At 71.0% G+C, this 14,122-nt stretch carries 13 protein-coding genes and 1 tRNA gene; 7 read left to right on the plus strand and 7 right to left on the minus strand.

Annotation, left to right across the window (positions count from 1 at the left end):
- The first annotated feature begins 188 nt into the window (after nt 1–188).
- The gene (locus ACWGI2_RS28600) at nt 189–1,835 is read left to right on the plus strand and encodes a DoxX family protein (RefSeq protein WP_453400737.1); all 1,647 of its coding nucleotides are present in this window, start codon (nt 189–191) and stop codon (nt 1,833–1,835) included.
- A gap of 82 nt (nt 1,836–1,917) precedes the next feature.
- Here ACWGI2_RS28600 and ACWGI2_RS28605 read toward each other — a convergent pair whose 3' ends face one another.
- The 3 genes from ACWGI2_RS28605 to ACWGI2_RS28615 all read right to left on the minus strand — a co-directional run bounded on the left by ACWGI2_RS28605 (nt 1,918) and on the right by ACWGI2_RS28615 (nt 4,501).
- Complete coding sequence (locus tag ACWGI2_RS28605) at nt 1,918–2,640, minus strand: nucleotidyltransferase family protein (protein ID WP_453698411.1); 723 nt, start codon at nt 2,638–2,640, stop codon at nt 1,918–1,920.
- Between the two features lie 66 nt (nt 2,641–2,706).
- Nucleotides 2,707–3,162: a hypothetical protein gene (locus tag ACWGI2_RS28610; protein WP_453698412.1), complete on the minus strand. Its 456-nt coding sequence runs from the start codon at nt 3,160–3,162 to the stop codon at nt 2,707–2,709.
- A 202-nt stretch (nt 3,163–3,364) separates the two neighbouring features.
- On the minus strand, nt 3,365–4,501 hold the full coding sequence (locus tag ACWGI2_RS28615) for an ABC transporter ATP-binding protein (RefSeq protein WP_453400734.1): 1,137 nt from the start codon (nt 4,499–4,501) through the stop codon (nt 3,365–3,367).
- A 202-nt stretch (nt 4,502–4,703) separates the two neighbouring features.
- Here ACWGI2_RS28615 and ACWGI2_RS28620 point away from each other — a divergent pair.
- A tRNA-Thr gene (locus ACWGI2_RS28620) sits at nt 4,704–4,777 on the plus strand.
- An 86-nt stretch (nt 4,778–4,863) separates the two neighbouring features.
- On the opposite strand, the gene ACWGI2_RS28625 is transcribed toward ACWGI2_RS28620, so the two are convergent.
- Nucleotides 4,864–5,892 (minus strand): aldo/keto reductase, encoded by a 1,029-nt coding sequence (locus tag ACWGI2_RS28625; protein WP_453698413.1) that lies wholly within the window; start codon nt 5,890–5,892, stop codon nt 4,864–4,866.
- A gap of 159 nt (nt 5,893–6,051) precedes the next feature.
- On the opposite strand from ACWGI2_RS28625, the gene ACWGI2_RS28630 reads away from it, so the two are divergent.
- Complete coding sequence (locus tag ACWGI2_RS28630; protein ID WP_453698415.1) at nt 6,052–6,930, plus strand: helix-turn-helix transcriptional regulator; 879 nt, start codon at nt 6,052–6,054, stop codon at nt 6,928–6,930.
- Between the two features lie 21 nt (nt 6,931–6,951).
- Here the strand turns inward: ACWGI2_RS28630 and ACWGI2_RS28635 are convergent, their stop codons facing one another.
- Entirely contained in the window at nt 6,952–8,346 is a 1,395-nt protein-coding gene (locus ACWGI2_RS28635) for an NAD(P)/FAD-dependent oxidoreductase (protein WP_453400731.1), read from the minus strand.
- A gap of 126 nt (nt 8,347–8,472) precedes the next feature.
- Here ACWGI2_RS28635 and ACWGI2_RS28640 point away from each other — a divergent pair, with 126 nt between their 5' ends.
- Genes ACWGI2_RS28640 through ACWGI2_RS28650 form a run of 3 tightly spaced genes read left to right on the plus strand, consistent with a single transcriptional unit; the run spans nt 8,473 to nt 10,702 of the window.
- The gene (locus ACWGI2_RS28640; RefSeq protein WP_453698417.1) at nt 8,473–9,222 is read left to right on the plus strand and encodes a DsbA family protein; all 750 of its coding nucleotides are present in this window, start codon (nt 8,473–8,475) and stop codon (nt 9,220–9,222) included.
- Between the two features lie 36 nt (nt 9,223–9,258).
- Nucleotides 9,259–10,182 (plus strand): aminoglycoside phosphotransferase family protein, encoded by a 924-nt coding sequence (locus ACWGI2_RS28645; protein ID WP_453698418.1) that lies wholly within the window; start codon nt 9,259–9,261, stop codon nt 10,180–10,182.
- Between the two features lie 43 nt (nt 10,183–10,225).
- Nucleotides 10,226–10,702 carry an N-acetyltransferase family protein gene (locus tag ACWGI2_RS28650; protein ID WP_453698419.1) on the plus strand — a complete coding sequence of 159 codons (477 nt, stop codon included), beginning with the start codon at nt 10,226–10,228 and terminating at the stop codon, nt 10,700–10,702.
- A 26-nt stretch (nt 10,703–10,728) separates the two neighbouring features.
- Here the strand turns inward: ACWGI2_RS28650 and ACWGI2_RS28655 are convergent, their stop codons facing one another.
- Both ACWGI2_RS28655 and ACWGI2_RS28660 read right to left on the minus strand, forming a co-directional pair.
- Nucleotides 10,729–11,751: a zinc-binding dehydrogenase gene (locus ACWGI2_RS28655; RefSeq protein WP_453698420.1), complete on the minus strand. Its 1,023-nt coding sequence runs from the start codon at nt 11,749–11,751 to the stop codon at nt 10,729–10,731.
- Between the two features lie 89 nt (nt 11,752–11,840).
- Nucleotides 11,841–13,037 carry an FAD-dependent oxidoreductase gene (locus tag ACWGI2_RS28660; protein WP_453698421.1) on the minus strand — a complete coding sequence of 399 codons (1,197 nt, stop codon included), beginning with the start codon at nt 13,035–13,037 and terminating at the stop codon, nt 11,841–11,843.
- Nucleotides 13,038–13,171: 134 nt separating this feature from the next.
- On the opposite strand from ACWGI2_RS28660, the gene ACWGI2_RS28665 reads away from it, so the two are divergent.
- Complete coding sequence (locus tag ACWGI2_RS28665; RefSeq protein WP_453698423.1) at nt 13,172–13,852, plus strand: pentapeptide repeat-containing protein; 681 nt, start codon at nt 13,172–13,174, stop codon at nt 13,850–13,852.
- Nucleotides 13,853–14,122 lie beyond the last annotated feature (270 nt).

Consider the following 14,122-nt stretch of genomic DNA (forward strand, 5'->3'; position numbering starts at 1 on the left):
GCCTTTACGGGGGGGGGGGGGGCTGGGTTGGTGCTCTGCGTGGGGCCCGGGGGCGGTTTTACCCCCCCCCCCCGCCGGGCGCCCCCCCGGGTGCCCGGGGGGCGCCCCACGCCCGGCGAAGATCTTGACGCGGTCCGGACATTTCCACGCGGTCAAGGCAGTGTCCTAAACACACATCACTCGGTTAGATGAGTGTGGACACCAGAACGCCCCGCAATCCCACGGGGGGAAGCTCGTCAGGGTTCGACGAAGCTCCCGCGCTGAGCATGGTGAAGGTGCCGAGCGACCCGGCGCAGGTCATCGTGAACCACGCGAGCTTCCGCGTGCAGCTCCCCACCGCGCAGCGGACCCAATCCCCGCGTATCGCACGGCACTTGAGCAATGCCGATGACACCGTGCGTATCCCCGCAGCCGGCTCCGCCGCACGGCGCCGCTCGCCCGTCGTCTGGAGCGGGAAGTCCGAGCCGGGCGACCCCGGAGCCACCGGACTGCTGCAGGCCGTGCGCGGAACCGGCGTGCGCCATTCGGCCGAGGCCGGGGGCGCCGGGAGCACCTCCTACGACGACGGAGGTGCCACGCAGGTCATCCCCCGCATCGACGTCGACGACGATCTCGAGAGTACGCAGGCCACGCCTGCCGTCATCGGTCCTCGTCATCCCGACTCCGACACCCGGCTCATTCCGCGCATGCCGATGCCGGAGAGCGACCTCGACGAACAACTCCCCTATGACGACGACGAGTTCGACGACGACTTCGACGACACGGGCGACCGCCAGGTCGTGAGGCGGCACGGGGCCGACCCCGTGCGGCACGCCTACTACCCCGGCCGCCGCATGAACCTCGGCGTCGTGCTGCTCCCGCTGCGCGTCTTCCTCGGGTTCATCTCCATCTACGCCGGCATGGGCAAGCTCTGCGACCCCGTGTACTTCGACGGCGGCGACCGCGGCTCCATGGTCAAGTGGCTCAACTCGCTGCACCCCTGGGCACTCGCCGAGCCGCTGCGTGACTTCGCCCTCCAGCACCCGGTGGGCGCCGGACTCTGCATCGCCTTCCTTCAGATCATCGTCGGCGTACTCACGGTGCTCGGGCTCTGGCAGCGGGTCGCGGCCAGTGTCGGCGTGCTCCTGTCCGCCGCGCTCATCGTCACCGTCAGCTGGAAGACCGTCCCCGCCTACGACGCGCCCGACATCATCTATCTGGCCGCATGGTCGCCGCTGATCATCGCCGGCGCGCCCGTCTACTCCGTCGACGGACGCCTCGCGGGCGAGGCCTGGCGGACGCTCGGACCGCGCGTGCACATCTGGGACCTGCGGCGCCGCGTGCTGCGGCGCGGCGCGCTCATCGGCGCCCTCGTCGTCGGCCTCACGCTGCTCATCGGTTCGATGCTCGGCGGTGCCGTGCGCGACGCCGACCGCGTGACCGTGCCGGGACCCGGCGAGGCCCCGCGCAACGAACTGCCCGGCTCACCGCTTCCGGAGGAGCCCGGGAAGCAGCGCCAGCGCCAGGGCCAGTCGCAGAGCCCCACGGCCTCCTCCGGGGCGCCGACGCAGGGGAGTTCCGCCAGCCCCACGCAGGGCGCCGCGGCGACCACTCCGGGCGCGGCGCGCGAGTCCGCCGCCGCGGGCGCGGGCCAGGGGCAGCCGAGCCAGACACAGGGCACCACCGGTCAGGCACCGCCGCAGGAGGCGGCGCCCCAGCAGCCTCCGACGTCGGCCACCGCAGGGCCCACGTCCAGCGGCGGCAGCGGCGGCGCGGCGCCCGAGAGCGGCGCGAGCGGCGGCAGCACGGGCGGCGGCAACGACCGGCTCGTGGGCGGGCTGCTGGGCGGCGGCTGAGCCGGCTCCTGGCCCGTACGCGAACGGGGCCCCGCACAGTCACTGTGCGGGGCCCCGTCGACGTACATACGCGGAAAGACTCTCAACCGCTCTGTGCCGCGAGCTCCTTGGCCGCTTCCGTCAGGTCCTTCGCGGTGTCGATCGCCCGCCAGTACGCGCCCTGCGGCAGCGGGAAGCCCGCCAGGCTCTTCTCGCGGGCCAGGCGCGGGAACGTGGTGCGCTCGTGGTCGCCGCGGTCGGGCAGGAGCGAGGTGAACGAGGCGGAGAAGACGTACACGCCCGCGTTGATCAGGTACGGGGACGGCGGGGACTCGATGAAGTCCGTGATGTGGCCGAACGCGTCCGTCTCGACGGCGCCCCACGGGATGCGGGGGCGGGCCAGGGCGAGGGTCGCGGTGGCGTCGCGCTCGGCGTGGAAGGCCGCCATGTCGCGCAGCGAGAAGCGGGTCCAGATGTCGCCGTTCGTCGCGTACCAGGGGCGGTCCGCGTGCGGGAGGTGGCGTGCGGCGTACTTCAGGCCGCCGCCGCGGCCCAGGGGCTCGTTCTCGACCACCGTGGTGACGTTCAGCGGGAGGTCCGCCGACTCCAGCCACTCCTGGAGCACTTCGGCGAGATGGCCGCAGGAGACGACGGCGTCCGTCACGCCCTCGGCCGCCAGCCAGGAAAGCTGATGGCCGATGATCGGGGTCCCCGTGCCGGGGATCTCGACCATCGGCTTGGGCCGGTCGTCGGTGTACGGACGGAGGCGTGAGCCTTGGCCTCCGGCCAGGACGACGGCTTGGACGGGGTGCGGGTCAGAGGTCATGTACCGCACGATATGCGGACGGCGCTCGGCTCCGTCCCGGACCCCGGTCCTCGATCGCCGGTCGGCTCAAGACGACTGTGCCGCGACGCCCGTCGCGAAGGACGTGTCGCAGACCGGGCGGGCGTACGACTGGGCGCGTGTCGGGCCGTACGCCCGGACGGCCGCGCGGCCGAGGGCACGGGCGATGGAGACGCAGTGCTTGGCGAGCGACGGGTGGCGGTTCACCTCCTGCTGGAGGTGGGTGAGCGCGACGCCGGGGTTCCTCTCCTGGAGCTCCAGGAGCAGCCGGTCGCGCAGGATGTCCTGCGGTGCGCGGGACTTGGCCGGTGCGGAAAGATCGTCGGCGGATGCGGTGAGCATCGAATCCGAGGAGTTTCCGGACCAGTTGACGCTGGTGACCGCGAGGGTCCCGGAGAGCACCAGCATCACGGGAAGGACGAGGGCGAGCGTGCGGCCGATGCGTCGGGCGGGGCCTCGGTGGGCTCGGCGCGGCTTCTGGGTGTAGTTGGCGGAGTGCGTCACGCGAGTGAGCGTAGCGGTCGGTGATGATTTGGCGACATTACGTCACTCGGTCGAGCGACGGAGAATGAGGTTTCTCTGGAGCGGTGTTGACGAGCGCGAGGAGAAATGACCGGTCTGCCGGGGTATTTGTCGACAACGTGGACGCACGTGCAGGGCCCCGCACCGGAGTGCGGGGCCCTGCGCATGCTGGTGGGGCCGGTCGTCAGTCGGTGAGGCGCTCGCCCGTCGACGTCGAGAACACGTGGATCTCGCCCGGACGGGGCACGACGTGCAGCTCCGTGCCCTTCTCCGGGACCCGGCGGCCGTTCACGCGGACCACGAGGTCCTTGTGCTCGCCGCCGACCTCCGCGGAGCCGTAGACGTAGCCGTCGGCGCCGAGCTCCTCGACGACGTTCACGGAGACGGCGAGGCCCGCCGGGGCGTCCTCGGTCTCCTTGGAGAGGGACTTCGCGGTGGCGCCGTCCTGCTCGACGATGTCGAAGTGCTCCGGGCGGACGCCGACCGTGACCGTGCGGTCGCCCTTGTCGGCCGCGGCGGACAGCGCCTCGCGGTTGACCGGCACGACGGAGTTGCCGAACTTCACGCCGCCGTCGGTGATCGGGACCTCGACGAGGTTCATGGCGGGGGAGCCGATGAAGCCCGCGACGAAGAGGTTGGCCGGGCGGTCGTACATGTTGCGCGGCGAGTCGACCTGCTGGAGCAGACCGTCCTTCAGCACGGCCACACGGTCGCCCATGGTCATGGCCTCGACCTGGTCGTGGGTGACGTACACGGTGGTGATGCCGAGGCGCCGCTGGAGGCTCGCGATCTGCGTACGGGTCGAGACACGGAGCTTGGCGTCGAGGTTCGACAGCGGCTCGTCCATGAGGAAGACCTGGGGCTCACGCACGATGGCGCGGCCCATCGCCACACGCTGGCGCTGACCGCCGGAGAGCGCCTTCGGCTTGCGGGCCAGGTAGTCCGTGAGGTCGAGGATCTTCGCCGCGTCCTCGACCTTCTGGCGGATCTCGGCCTTGTTGACGCCCGCGATCTTCAGGGCGAAGCCCATGTTGTCGGCGACCGTCATGTGCGGGTAGAGCGCGTAGTTCTGGAACACCATGGCGATGTCCCGGTCCTTGGGCGGCAGGTGAGTGACGTCGCGCTCACCGATGCGGATGGCGCCGGCGTTCACGTCCTCCAGGCCCGCGAGCATGCGCAGGGAGGTGGACTTTCCGCAGCCGGAGGGACCGACGAGGACGAGGAACTCGCCGTCCGCGACGTCGAGTTCGAGCTGATCGACGGCGGGCTTGTCGCCACCCGGATAGATGCGGGTCGCCTTGTCGAACGAAACAGTGGCCATGGTGAGGGCCCCCTTCACCGGCAGGAACGTGCCGGACGATCCGTTGTAAAGAGAGGAGTGGTGTAGTCCACCTGAGCGAACTGCTCGTGACCGTACCCCGGGGGTCATCGGTCTGTCAGTAGTCCTGCGCCTGCGACGTTCGAGGAATTTTCGACGGGGGCACGTGCGGCGTTGGTTAGACTGCTCGGGCACGACGCTGCATGCCTCCTTAGCTCAGATGGCCAGAGCAACGCACTTGTAATGCGTAGGTCGTCGGTTCGAATCCGACAGGGGGCTCGAAAAGCCCAGGTCAGATCGCATCTGACCTGGGCTTCTCTGCGTCGCGAAGTACCTCTCGTACCCGGCGTCGAGTTCCTGCCCTGTCAGCGGCGGCGCAGCGTCTTGTTCGTGAGCGCGGGCGGGTCGTAGTGGGTGACGTCGCGGTTGAGGTCGGTGCCGGGAGGCACGATCTCGTCGATGCGGTCGAGGATGTCGCCGCTCAGGACCGTTCCCGCGGCGCCGAGCAGCGAGGTGAGCTGGTCGTGGGTGCGGGGGCCGATGATCACGGAAGTGATGGCGGGGTGCGAAAGGACGAACCCGGTGGCCAGAGCGGGCAGCGTCAGGCCGGCGTCGGCGGCCACCTTTCGGAGCTCGGTGACCGCGGTGAGCTTGGCGGCGTTGCCGGGCAGGTTGGTGTCGAACAGCTGCGGCAGGAAATTCGAGCGGGTGGCTTCGCCGGGGGTCGCGCCGTCCGGTCCGCCGTACTTGCCGGACAGCCAGCCGCCCGCGAGGGGGCTCCAGGTGAGGACGCCCATGCCGTACTTCTGCGCGGTGGGAAGCACGTCCCGCTCGATGGCGCGGGCCAGGATCGAGTACGGCGGTTGCTCGCTGCGGAAGCGGACGTGGCCGCGCTTCTCGGCGACCCACTGGGCCTCGACGATCTCACCGGCGGGAAATGTGGAGGAGCCGATCGCCCGGACCTTGCCGGAGCGCACCAGGTCCGACAGCGCCGACAGGGTCTCGTCGATGTCGGTGTCCGGATCGGGGCGGTGCACTTGGTAGACGTCGATCCAGTCGGTGTCCAGGCGGCGCAGGCTGTCCTCGACGGCGCGGATGATGTAACGGCGGGAAGCGCCCCGTTGGTTGGCGTCCGTGCCCATCGGGTTGCTGAACTTGCTTGCGAGGACGACGTCGTCCCGGCGGCCCTTGAGGGCCTTCCCGACGATCACCTCGGACTCGCCGTCGGAGTACATGTCGGCGGTGTCGAGGGTGTTGATGCCCGCGTCGAGAGCGGTGTGCACGATGCGGACTGCCTCGTCGTGGTCCTTGGTGCCCCACGCGCCGAGCATCATCGTGCCGAGGGTGTACTCGCTGACGGAAATGCCGGTGCCGCCGAGAATCCTGCGGTTCATGAATGCTCCCCTGTCCTTCTGTCCTGCGTGCAGCTGGTGTCGTGAGTGATCACCTGGTCTTGTGCTCGACCTTGCCCGCCGGTCCCGGCGCCTGCCAGGCCCGGCGGGGCCTGGTACCCGCAGGGCCTGGTTGGGCGGGGCATGCCGGAGAATGGCCGGATGCATGCCGAGCCGGAGATCAATGCGTTCTTGAAGGCCCGCAGGGCAGCCCTGGACCCGGCCGAGTTCGGTCTGCCGTCGGGCGGGACGCGGCGAAGGGTGCGCGGGCTGCGCCGCGAGGAGGCCGCCCGCCTGACGGGGATCAGCGTGGAGTACTACACGCGCATCGAGCAGGGCCGCGGTGGAAACGTCTCGCCGGAGGTGCTTGATGCCCTCGCCCGTGGGCTGCGGTTGACCGCTGCCGAGCACGAGTATCTGCGGAACGTGGCGCACCGGGCGGCGCACGGCGGGGCCGCGCGGCGGCAGGTGCGGGAAGAGCCGCAGGTCGTACGGCCCGGTCTGCGGGTCGTGCTCGACTCGATGGAGGGTGTCGCGGCCTTGGTCTACGGCCGGGCCATGGACGTTCTGGCGTGGAACCGCCCGGGCGGGAGGCTGGGGTGCGACTTTGCGCAACTGCCCCCGGAGGAGCGCAACATCGCCAAGCAGATGTTCCTGCACCCGGACGCGGAGGCCACGCATCCGGAGGCGGCGCAGATCCGCCGCGAGATCGTCGCCGTGTTGCGTGCCGAGGCCGGCCGTACTCCGGATGGCGAGCGGCTGTGTGTGGTGATCGGTGAACTCCGGGAGCGGAGCCCGGAGTTCGCACGGTTGTGGGAGTCGCAGGAGGTCGAGGAGAAGGGGCACGGGATCAAGCGCGTCCGGCATCCGGAGTACGGGCTGATGGAACTGCACTTCCAGGCGCTGCGGCTGCCGCCGCCCGACGAGGAGCTGACGCTGTTGCTGTACGCGGCCGAGCCGGGCTCGTCGTCCCATGCGGCATTGCTGGCGCTGTCGGGCGGGGCTCGGCCCCTTGTGGACGCCGGTGGTCCGGGGCGCTGAGGCCGCACCTGCGTGGGTGAGTCAGTGGCGTCCCGACAGGCGGTCCGCGATGCGGGCCAGGCGGGGGGCCTTGGCGGTTGGGGTGGTCAGTTCGTGGCGGTCCGCGCTGCGGTACGTCGCGTACATGCCCTGGACGCCGATCCAGCGGAACGGCTCCGGCTCCCACTTGCGGACCTTGTGGTTGACCCAGGGGAGGGTGGTGAGGTCCGTGGCGCCTGCCTGGCCCGAGTCCTGCTGGACCAGGTCGCGCAGGGTGCGGGCCGCGAGGTTGGCGGTGGCGACGCCTGAGCCGACGTAGCCGCCTGCCCAGCCGAGGCCTGTCGCGCGGTCCAGGGTGACTGTGGCGCACCAGTCGCGGGGGACGCCGAGCACGCCGGACCAGGCGTGGGCGACCTGCACTCCGGCCAGTTGGGGGAAGAAGCGGGTCAGGATTTCGTGGAGGGCCTCGATCGTGGCGGGTTGTGTGCGGCCGTCGTTGTCCGTTTTTGAGCCGAAGCGGTACGGGACTCCGCGACCGCCGAGCGCGATGCGGCCGTCGGCGGTGCGCTGGGCGTACATGTAGGCGTGCGCCATGTCGCCGAGCGTCTCGCGGCCCTCCCAGCCGATCGACTCCCATTGGGTGGGCGTGAGGGGTTCCGTTGCGATCATCGAGGAATTCATCGGGAGCCAGGTGCGGCGCTGGCCCTTCAGGGACGCCGTGAAGCCCTCCGTGCAGCGCAGGATGTACGGGGCGCGGACCGTGCCGTACGGGGTGATCGCGTGCTTCGGCTTGATCTCCGTGACCGGCGTCGACTCGTGGATCGTGACGCCGAGTGCTTCGACGGCCGCCGCGAGGCCCTTCACCAGCTTCACCGGGTGCAGGCGCGCGCCGTGCGGTGTCCAGGTGGAGCCGACGGCGCCGGCCACGCGCACCCGGTCGGCCGTCTCGCGGGCGCCGTGCAGGGTGCGGTCCTTCTCGCCGTACGCGAGTTCCGTGGCGTGGAACTCCTTCAGGCGCGCCAACTGGGCTGGGGTGTACGCCACTTCGAGTACGCCGCCGTGGTGGATGTCCGCGTCGATGGACTCTTCGGTGGCGGCGCGGATCACCTCGTCGACCGTGTCGTTCATCGCCTCCTGGAGGCGGACCGCCGCGTCCCTGCCGTGCAGGCGGGCGTAGCGGTCGCGGCCCGCGATGCCGTTGTAGAGCCAGCCGCCGTTGCGGCCGGAGGCTCCGTAGCCGCAGAACTTCTGCTCAAGGACGGTGATGCGGAGGAAGGGGGCGGCCTTTTTCAGGTAGTACGCGGTCCACAGGCCCGTGTAGCCGCCGCCGACAATGCAGACGTCGGCACTCTCGTCGCCCGGCAGGGGTTCACGGGGAGCCGGGGTGCCGTTGTCCGCGTACCAGAACGAGATGCCGCCGTTGATCGTGCTGCTCATGAGCCGGACGTTACTGCGCTGGTGGGGGCTTTGGGGAGGGGTGCGGGGGCGGGCGTTCCGATACGTTGATCCGGCACGGGCCGATGCCGAAGCGGCACGTGCCGAGATCTTGGAGGACTGTTTCAGATGGCCGTACGCAAGGCCGGGCGCATCGTCGCCGCGGTGGCCGCCACCGCACTCGTCGCCGGAGGCGCAGCCGCCTGCGGCCCCGAGGACCTCACGGGCGGGGGTGACGACAAGGGGTCGGCTTCGGAGTCCGCGTCCACCGGCGGCGCCGAGGCGAAGCAGCCGCCGGCCGGGACCGACGCGCTCGCGAAGACGCCCGCCACGGTGAAGGGCGGCGTGATCACGGTCGGCGACCCGAAGGCCGGGCACACGGTCAAGCTGTACGAGGACGCGCGCTGCCCGATCTGCAAGAAGTTCGAGGAGACCGGCGCGCAGGCTCTGGTGAAGCCGGTGGCCGAGGGCAAGGTGAAGGTCGAGTACACGATTGCCTCGTTCCTCGACAAGAACCTCGGCGGCAGCGGCTCGGCGAACGCGGCGAACGCGCTGCGGGCCTCGGTGGACGCGGGCAAGTTCCCGCAGTTCCACGCCGCGGTCTTCGCCAACCAGCCCGAGAGCGAGACCGAGGACGCCTTCACGCCCGCGTTTCTGCTGAAGATCGCCGACCAGGTGGACGGGCTGCGGGGTGCCGAGTTCGACAAGGCCGTGAAGAAGGGGACGTACAAGAAGTGGGTCGGTGAGGCCATGCAGTCCTTCACCGACGACGGCATGGAGGGCACGCCGACCGTCGTCATCGACGGCAAGAAGGCGGACAGCAACTCCCTGTTCGACCAGGACACGTTCGCCAAGGAGCTGAAGGCTTCCGGGATTTAGGGCCTACGGGGCGCGAGGCCCGGGGGGGAAATTCCCATGCGGTGGTTCGACCGCGCCGGTAGCGTCGCCGGCGTGATCGACATTCGCATTCCGGACGAGCTGATCGAGTCGCAGTACGAGTACGCGGGGGAGCCGGGGCGTGCCTTCATCGCGGCGCTGCCCGCGCGCGTGGCGGAGTTCGTCGAGCGGTGGGAGCTGAGGGTCGACGGGCCGTCGATGCACGGTATGGCCGCGCTCGTGCTGCCGGTGGTGCGGCGGGACGGCACTCCTGCCGCGGTCAAGTTCCAGCTCCTCGACGAGGAGACCGAGGGGGAGCCGGTCGGGCTCCGGGTGTGGGACGGCGACGGGGCGGTGCGGCTGCTCGACCACGACGACCGCACGGGCACGATGCTGCTCGAACGCCTCGACTCCGGGCGGATGTTGTCGACGATGGAGGACACGCACAAGGCGGTTCTCGTCATCGCCGAGCTGCTCGCCCGGCTCACCTCGGTGCCCGCGCCGGAGGGGATGCGGCGGCTCGCGGACATCGCGGGGGAGATGCTCGACGATCTGCCCGATGCCCTGAAGGCGATCCCCGATCCCGTCCAGCGCTCGATCGTGGAGCGGTGCGGGGGCGCGATGCGCGAGGTCGTGGGGGAGCCCGGTGACCGGCTGCTGCACTGGGACCTGCACTTCGAGAACGTCCTCGCGGCGGAGCGCGAGCCGTGGCTCGCCATCGACCCGAAGCCGCTGGCCGGGGATCCCGGCTTCGACCTCTGGCCCGCGCTCAACAACCGCTTCGACCCGGATGACGTGCTGTGGCGGTTCGACGCGATGAGCGAGGTGCTGGGGTTGGACAGGGAGCGGGCGCGCGCCTGGACGCTGGCCCGGATCCTGCAGAACGCGCTGTGGGAGATCGAGGACGAGCGGGAGCCCGACGAGGAGGACCTGGAGGTCGCGCGGCGGCTGCTCGGGTCGTGAGACGCAGGTTGGTCCCGGTGGGCGGTCTGGTTAGCCTGCGGCCATGATTCGTCACGCCACGCCTGCCGACGTCCCCGTCATCCACGCCATGGTCCGCGACCTCGCCGAGTACGAGAAGGCTCTCGACGAGGCAAGGGCCACCGAGGAGCAGCTGCGCGAAGCGCTCTTCGGCGAGCGGCCCGCCGCGTTCGCGCACATCGCCGAGGACGACGCGACGGGGGAGGCCGTCGGGTTCTGTCTGTGGTTCCTGAACTTCTCCACGTGGCGCGGTGTGCACGGGATCTACCTGGAGGACCTGTACGTACGGCCGGAGGCGCGCGGCGGCGGGCACGGCAAGGCACTGCTGACCGAGCTGGCGCGGATCTGTGTGGAGCGGGGTTACGAGCGCCTTGAGTGGTCCGTGCTCGACTGGAACGAGCCGTCGATCAACTTCTACAAGTCGCTCGGCGCGCTGCCGCAGGACGAGTGGACCGTGTATCGGCTGACGGATGGGGCGTTGGCCGGGCTGGGGGGCGCCTGAGAATCAGCTGGCCGGGGGCGTGCGCATCAGGGGATCAGTACCACCTTGCCCGTGGTGCGGCGGTTCTCCAGGTCCGCGTGGGCCGCTGCCGCCTCCGCCAGGGGGTAGCGCTGGACCGCCGGGGTGAAGTGGCCCTTCTCCGCTTCGGCGAGCGCCGCGAGCTCCAGGGTGCGGATCGGGTTGTCGCTGCTCGCCCTGCGCATCATCTCCGGGCCCAGGACGTTGAGTTGAGTGATGCCGCGGGTGGCGAGCTGCTCCTCGGTGGAGGTGAGGGGTGCGCCGTCGCGCAGGCCCTCGCCCGACCAGCCGAAGACGACGTGCGCGCCGCCGGGGGCGAGGAGGTCCACGGCGGCCAGGCCCGCATCGCCGCCCACTCCGTCGAAGACCACGGTGGCGCCCGGCACGCCGTTGCCGCCGAGCTTCGCCAGGTACGCGCGTACCTCGTCCGGCCATTCCGGGTTCTTGTAGTCGACGGCGAGGTCCGCGCCGTTCGCCGCGACCCGGGCCGTCTTCTCCGGGCCGCCGGCCAGGCCGATCACCGTGGCGCCCGCGTGCTTGGCGTACTGGACCAGGAGCGTGCCGATGCCGCCGGCCGCCGCGGGGATGACGGCCACGGAGTCGGGGGTCAGCTCGGTGAACTGCAGGATTCCCATCGTCGTACGGCCCGTGCCGATCAGGGCCACGGCCTGTGCGTCGTCCAGGCTTGCGGGAATCTCGTGCAGACGGGAGGCCTCCGTGACGACGAGCTCGGCGTAGCCTCCGGGGGCGAAGCCGATGTGGGCGACCACGCGCTTGCCGAGCCAGCTTCCGTCGACTCCTTCGCCGAGGGCGTCGACCGTGCCGGCCACCTCGCGGCCCGGGATGGTGGGCAGTTCGGGGAGTTCGGGGAGCGGGCCCTTGACTCCCGCGCGGATCGCGGTGTCCAGGAGATGCACGCCCGCCGCGGTCACCGCGACGCGGACCTGGCCGGGGGCCGGTGCGGGGTCCGGGGCCTCCTCGTACGTGAGGTGCTCGGCCGGGCCGAAGGTGTGCAGGCGGATGGCGTGCATGGCTGGTTGTCTCCTTGGGCTACGGGCTTCGCGATTTGGGCTTCGGGATCTGGGCTTCGGGATTTGGGCGTTGATGTCACCCTCGTACCTCAAGCTGACTTGAGGTCAAGCCTCGTGTGGGTCAGGGCGAGCGTCACCGCTTCGAGGGCGCTGTTGAAGGACACCTCGGAGAGCAGGCCGGGGGCCGCTACCTGGTCGCCGGCCAGGTAGACGCCGTTGCCCCGGTCGATCGCGGGGCGGTCGCGCCAGGTGGTGCCCGGCAGGTCCACCGCGCCGGTGCGGCCGTTGGACACGGCGTCGCGGCGCCAGACCAGGCGGTCGCGCCAGCCGGGGAAGCCGAGGTCGAGCAGGTGGTCGGCGCGGGCCACGCCGTCCGCCTTGGACTCCTCGGGGGAGAGCGGGATCTGCCCCTGGATGAGCTCCTGCCCGGCCGGGGCGAGGCTGCGGTCCTGGGTGGTGAACCGCTCGACCCAGCCGGTCCTGTCCAGGTCGGAGATCGCGAAGAGGTCGCCCTTGCGGGAGCTCAGGGCCACGTCGACGAGGGTGGTGCGGGCGCTGTCCCAGCGGAGGCCGTCGTCCTGGAGGAGTGCGCGGGCCGCGGGGAGGGAGGTGGCGACGACGACCGGGCCTGCGGCGGGGAGCGAGGCGAGGGAGTCGACGCGGGACAGCGTCTCCACGCGTACGCCGAGGTTCCAGGCGAGTGTCGCCATGCGGTCGATGACCGAGCCCCAGCCGCCGCACGGGTAGTGCGCCTCCGGGGGGAGCTTCGTGGCGCGGCGCAGGCGCTCCTGGACGAACCTGGCGGAGAGGGAGCCGGGGTCGTGGTGGAACGTCGCCACGGCGATGTAGTGCGCGGCGGCGCGTGCGCCTTCCTCGCCGACCTCGCCGGTGGCCCAGGTCATGAAGTCCGCGTCCACGGGCGCCTGTTCGGGCTTGCGGCGCAGGAGCTTCAGCATCGCGAGGGGTGGGGTACGGCGGAGCCTGCCCTGGTGGTGGAGGCGGAGCCGGGTGCCTTCGAGGGGCGGGATGGGGGCGAGGGGGCCGATGAGGTCGCGCTGCTTGAGCCAGGTCCAGTGGGGGCCGCCGTTGTAGAGGGCGTGCGGGCCTTCGTTCGTGCGGTACGCGCCTTCGGCGGTGCGGGCTCGGCCGCCGAGGGTGTGGTGGGCCTCGTGGACGGTCACTCGGGCGCCGGCTTCCGCGGCGCTGATGGCAGCGGTGAGGCCGGCGAAGCCGCCGCCGATGATGGTGAGGGGGGTGGGGTTGGGGTTCTTGCGGGTGGTGGTCACGGGGTGGGCTCCTGTCGTGGTCGGGTGCGGCTTTCTGCGCTCACTCGGTACGACGGATGGGGGTGCCCGGGATGTGACATCGGGGTGCGGGGGCGTGCGGCGGCGTTGTCAGTGGGTGGGTGCACGATGGGCGTATGGGACAGAGGGATGGGCAGAGGGATGCGGCAGGGGTGAAGAAGGCTCGGCGGCCGGAGGTGCGGCTGCCTGGGCTGCGGGCGTTCGGCGAGGGCGAGTTGGAGCCTGACGGGGACTATGACGGGGTGGAGTTCAGGGACCTCGACCTCGCGGGGCAGGACGGCGGGGGAGCGCTGTTCCTGGACTGTGCGGTGACGGGCTGCGGGGTGACGGAGACACGGCTCAGCAGGGCGCGCTTCGTGGACTCCGTGCTGACGGAGCTGCGGGGCGTCGGCACCGATCTGGCGGAGGCTTCGCTGCGGGACGTGGAGGTGGTGGACGCGCGGCTGGGGGGTGTTCAGCTGCACGGGAGTGTGCTGGAGCGGGTGGTCGTGCGGGGCGGGAAGATCGACTATCTGAACCTGCGGAAGGCGCGGTTGAAGGACGTCGTCTTCGAAGGCTGCGTGCTGGTGGAGCCGGACTTCGGGCAGGCGGCGCTGGAGCGGGTGGAGTTCGTGGGCTGCGTGCTGAAGGGGGCGGATTTCAGCGGGGCCCGCATGAAGGAGGTCGACCTGCGGTCGGCTGCCGAGGTGGACATTATGCGGGGCCTGGACTGCTTGGCGGGGGCGGTGATCAGCACGGCCCAACTGATGGACTTGGCACCGGCGTTTGCGGCGCAGGCGGGAGTACGGGTGGACTAGCGTCCGGCTTGGGCGGGGCGGGGCGGGGCGGGGTGGGGCTGCTTTGGCTGCGGGGTGGTGGGTTGCCGTCTGCGGGGTGCGTGGTGCGCTGCGGGGCTGGTCCGTGTGTGGGTGCGGGGCCGCGCCGGTATGTCCGTCCTCGCTATCGTCCGGTGGCCGTGGGGGTGCTTCGGCTCCGGAGTCTTCGGGAGCTGTGCTCCGGGCAGACATACCGGCACGTCCCCTCGCGTGCGTGGCCGGCTGCGGGTGCTTGGTGCGCTGCGGGGCTGG

The organism is Streptomyces sp. NPDC054866, from assembly GCF_053610745.1.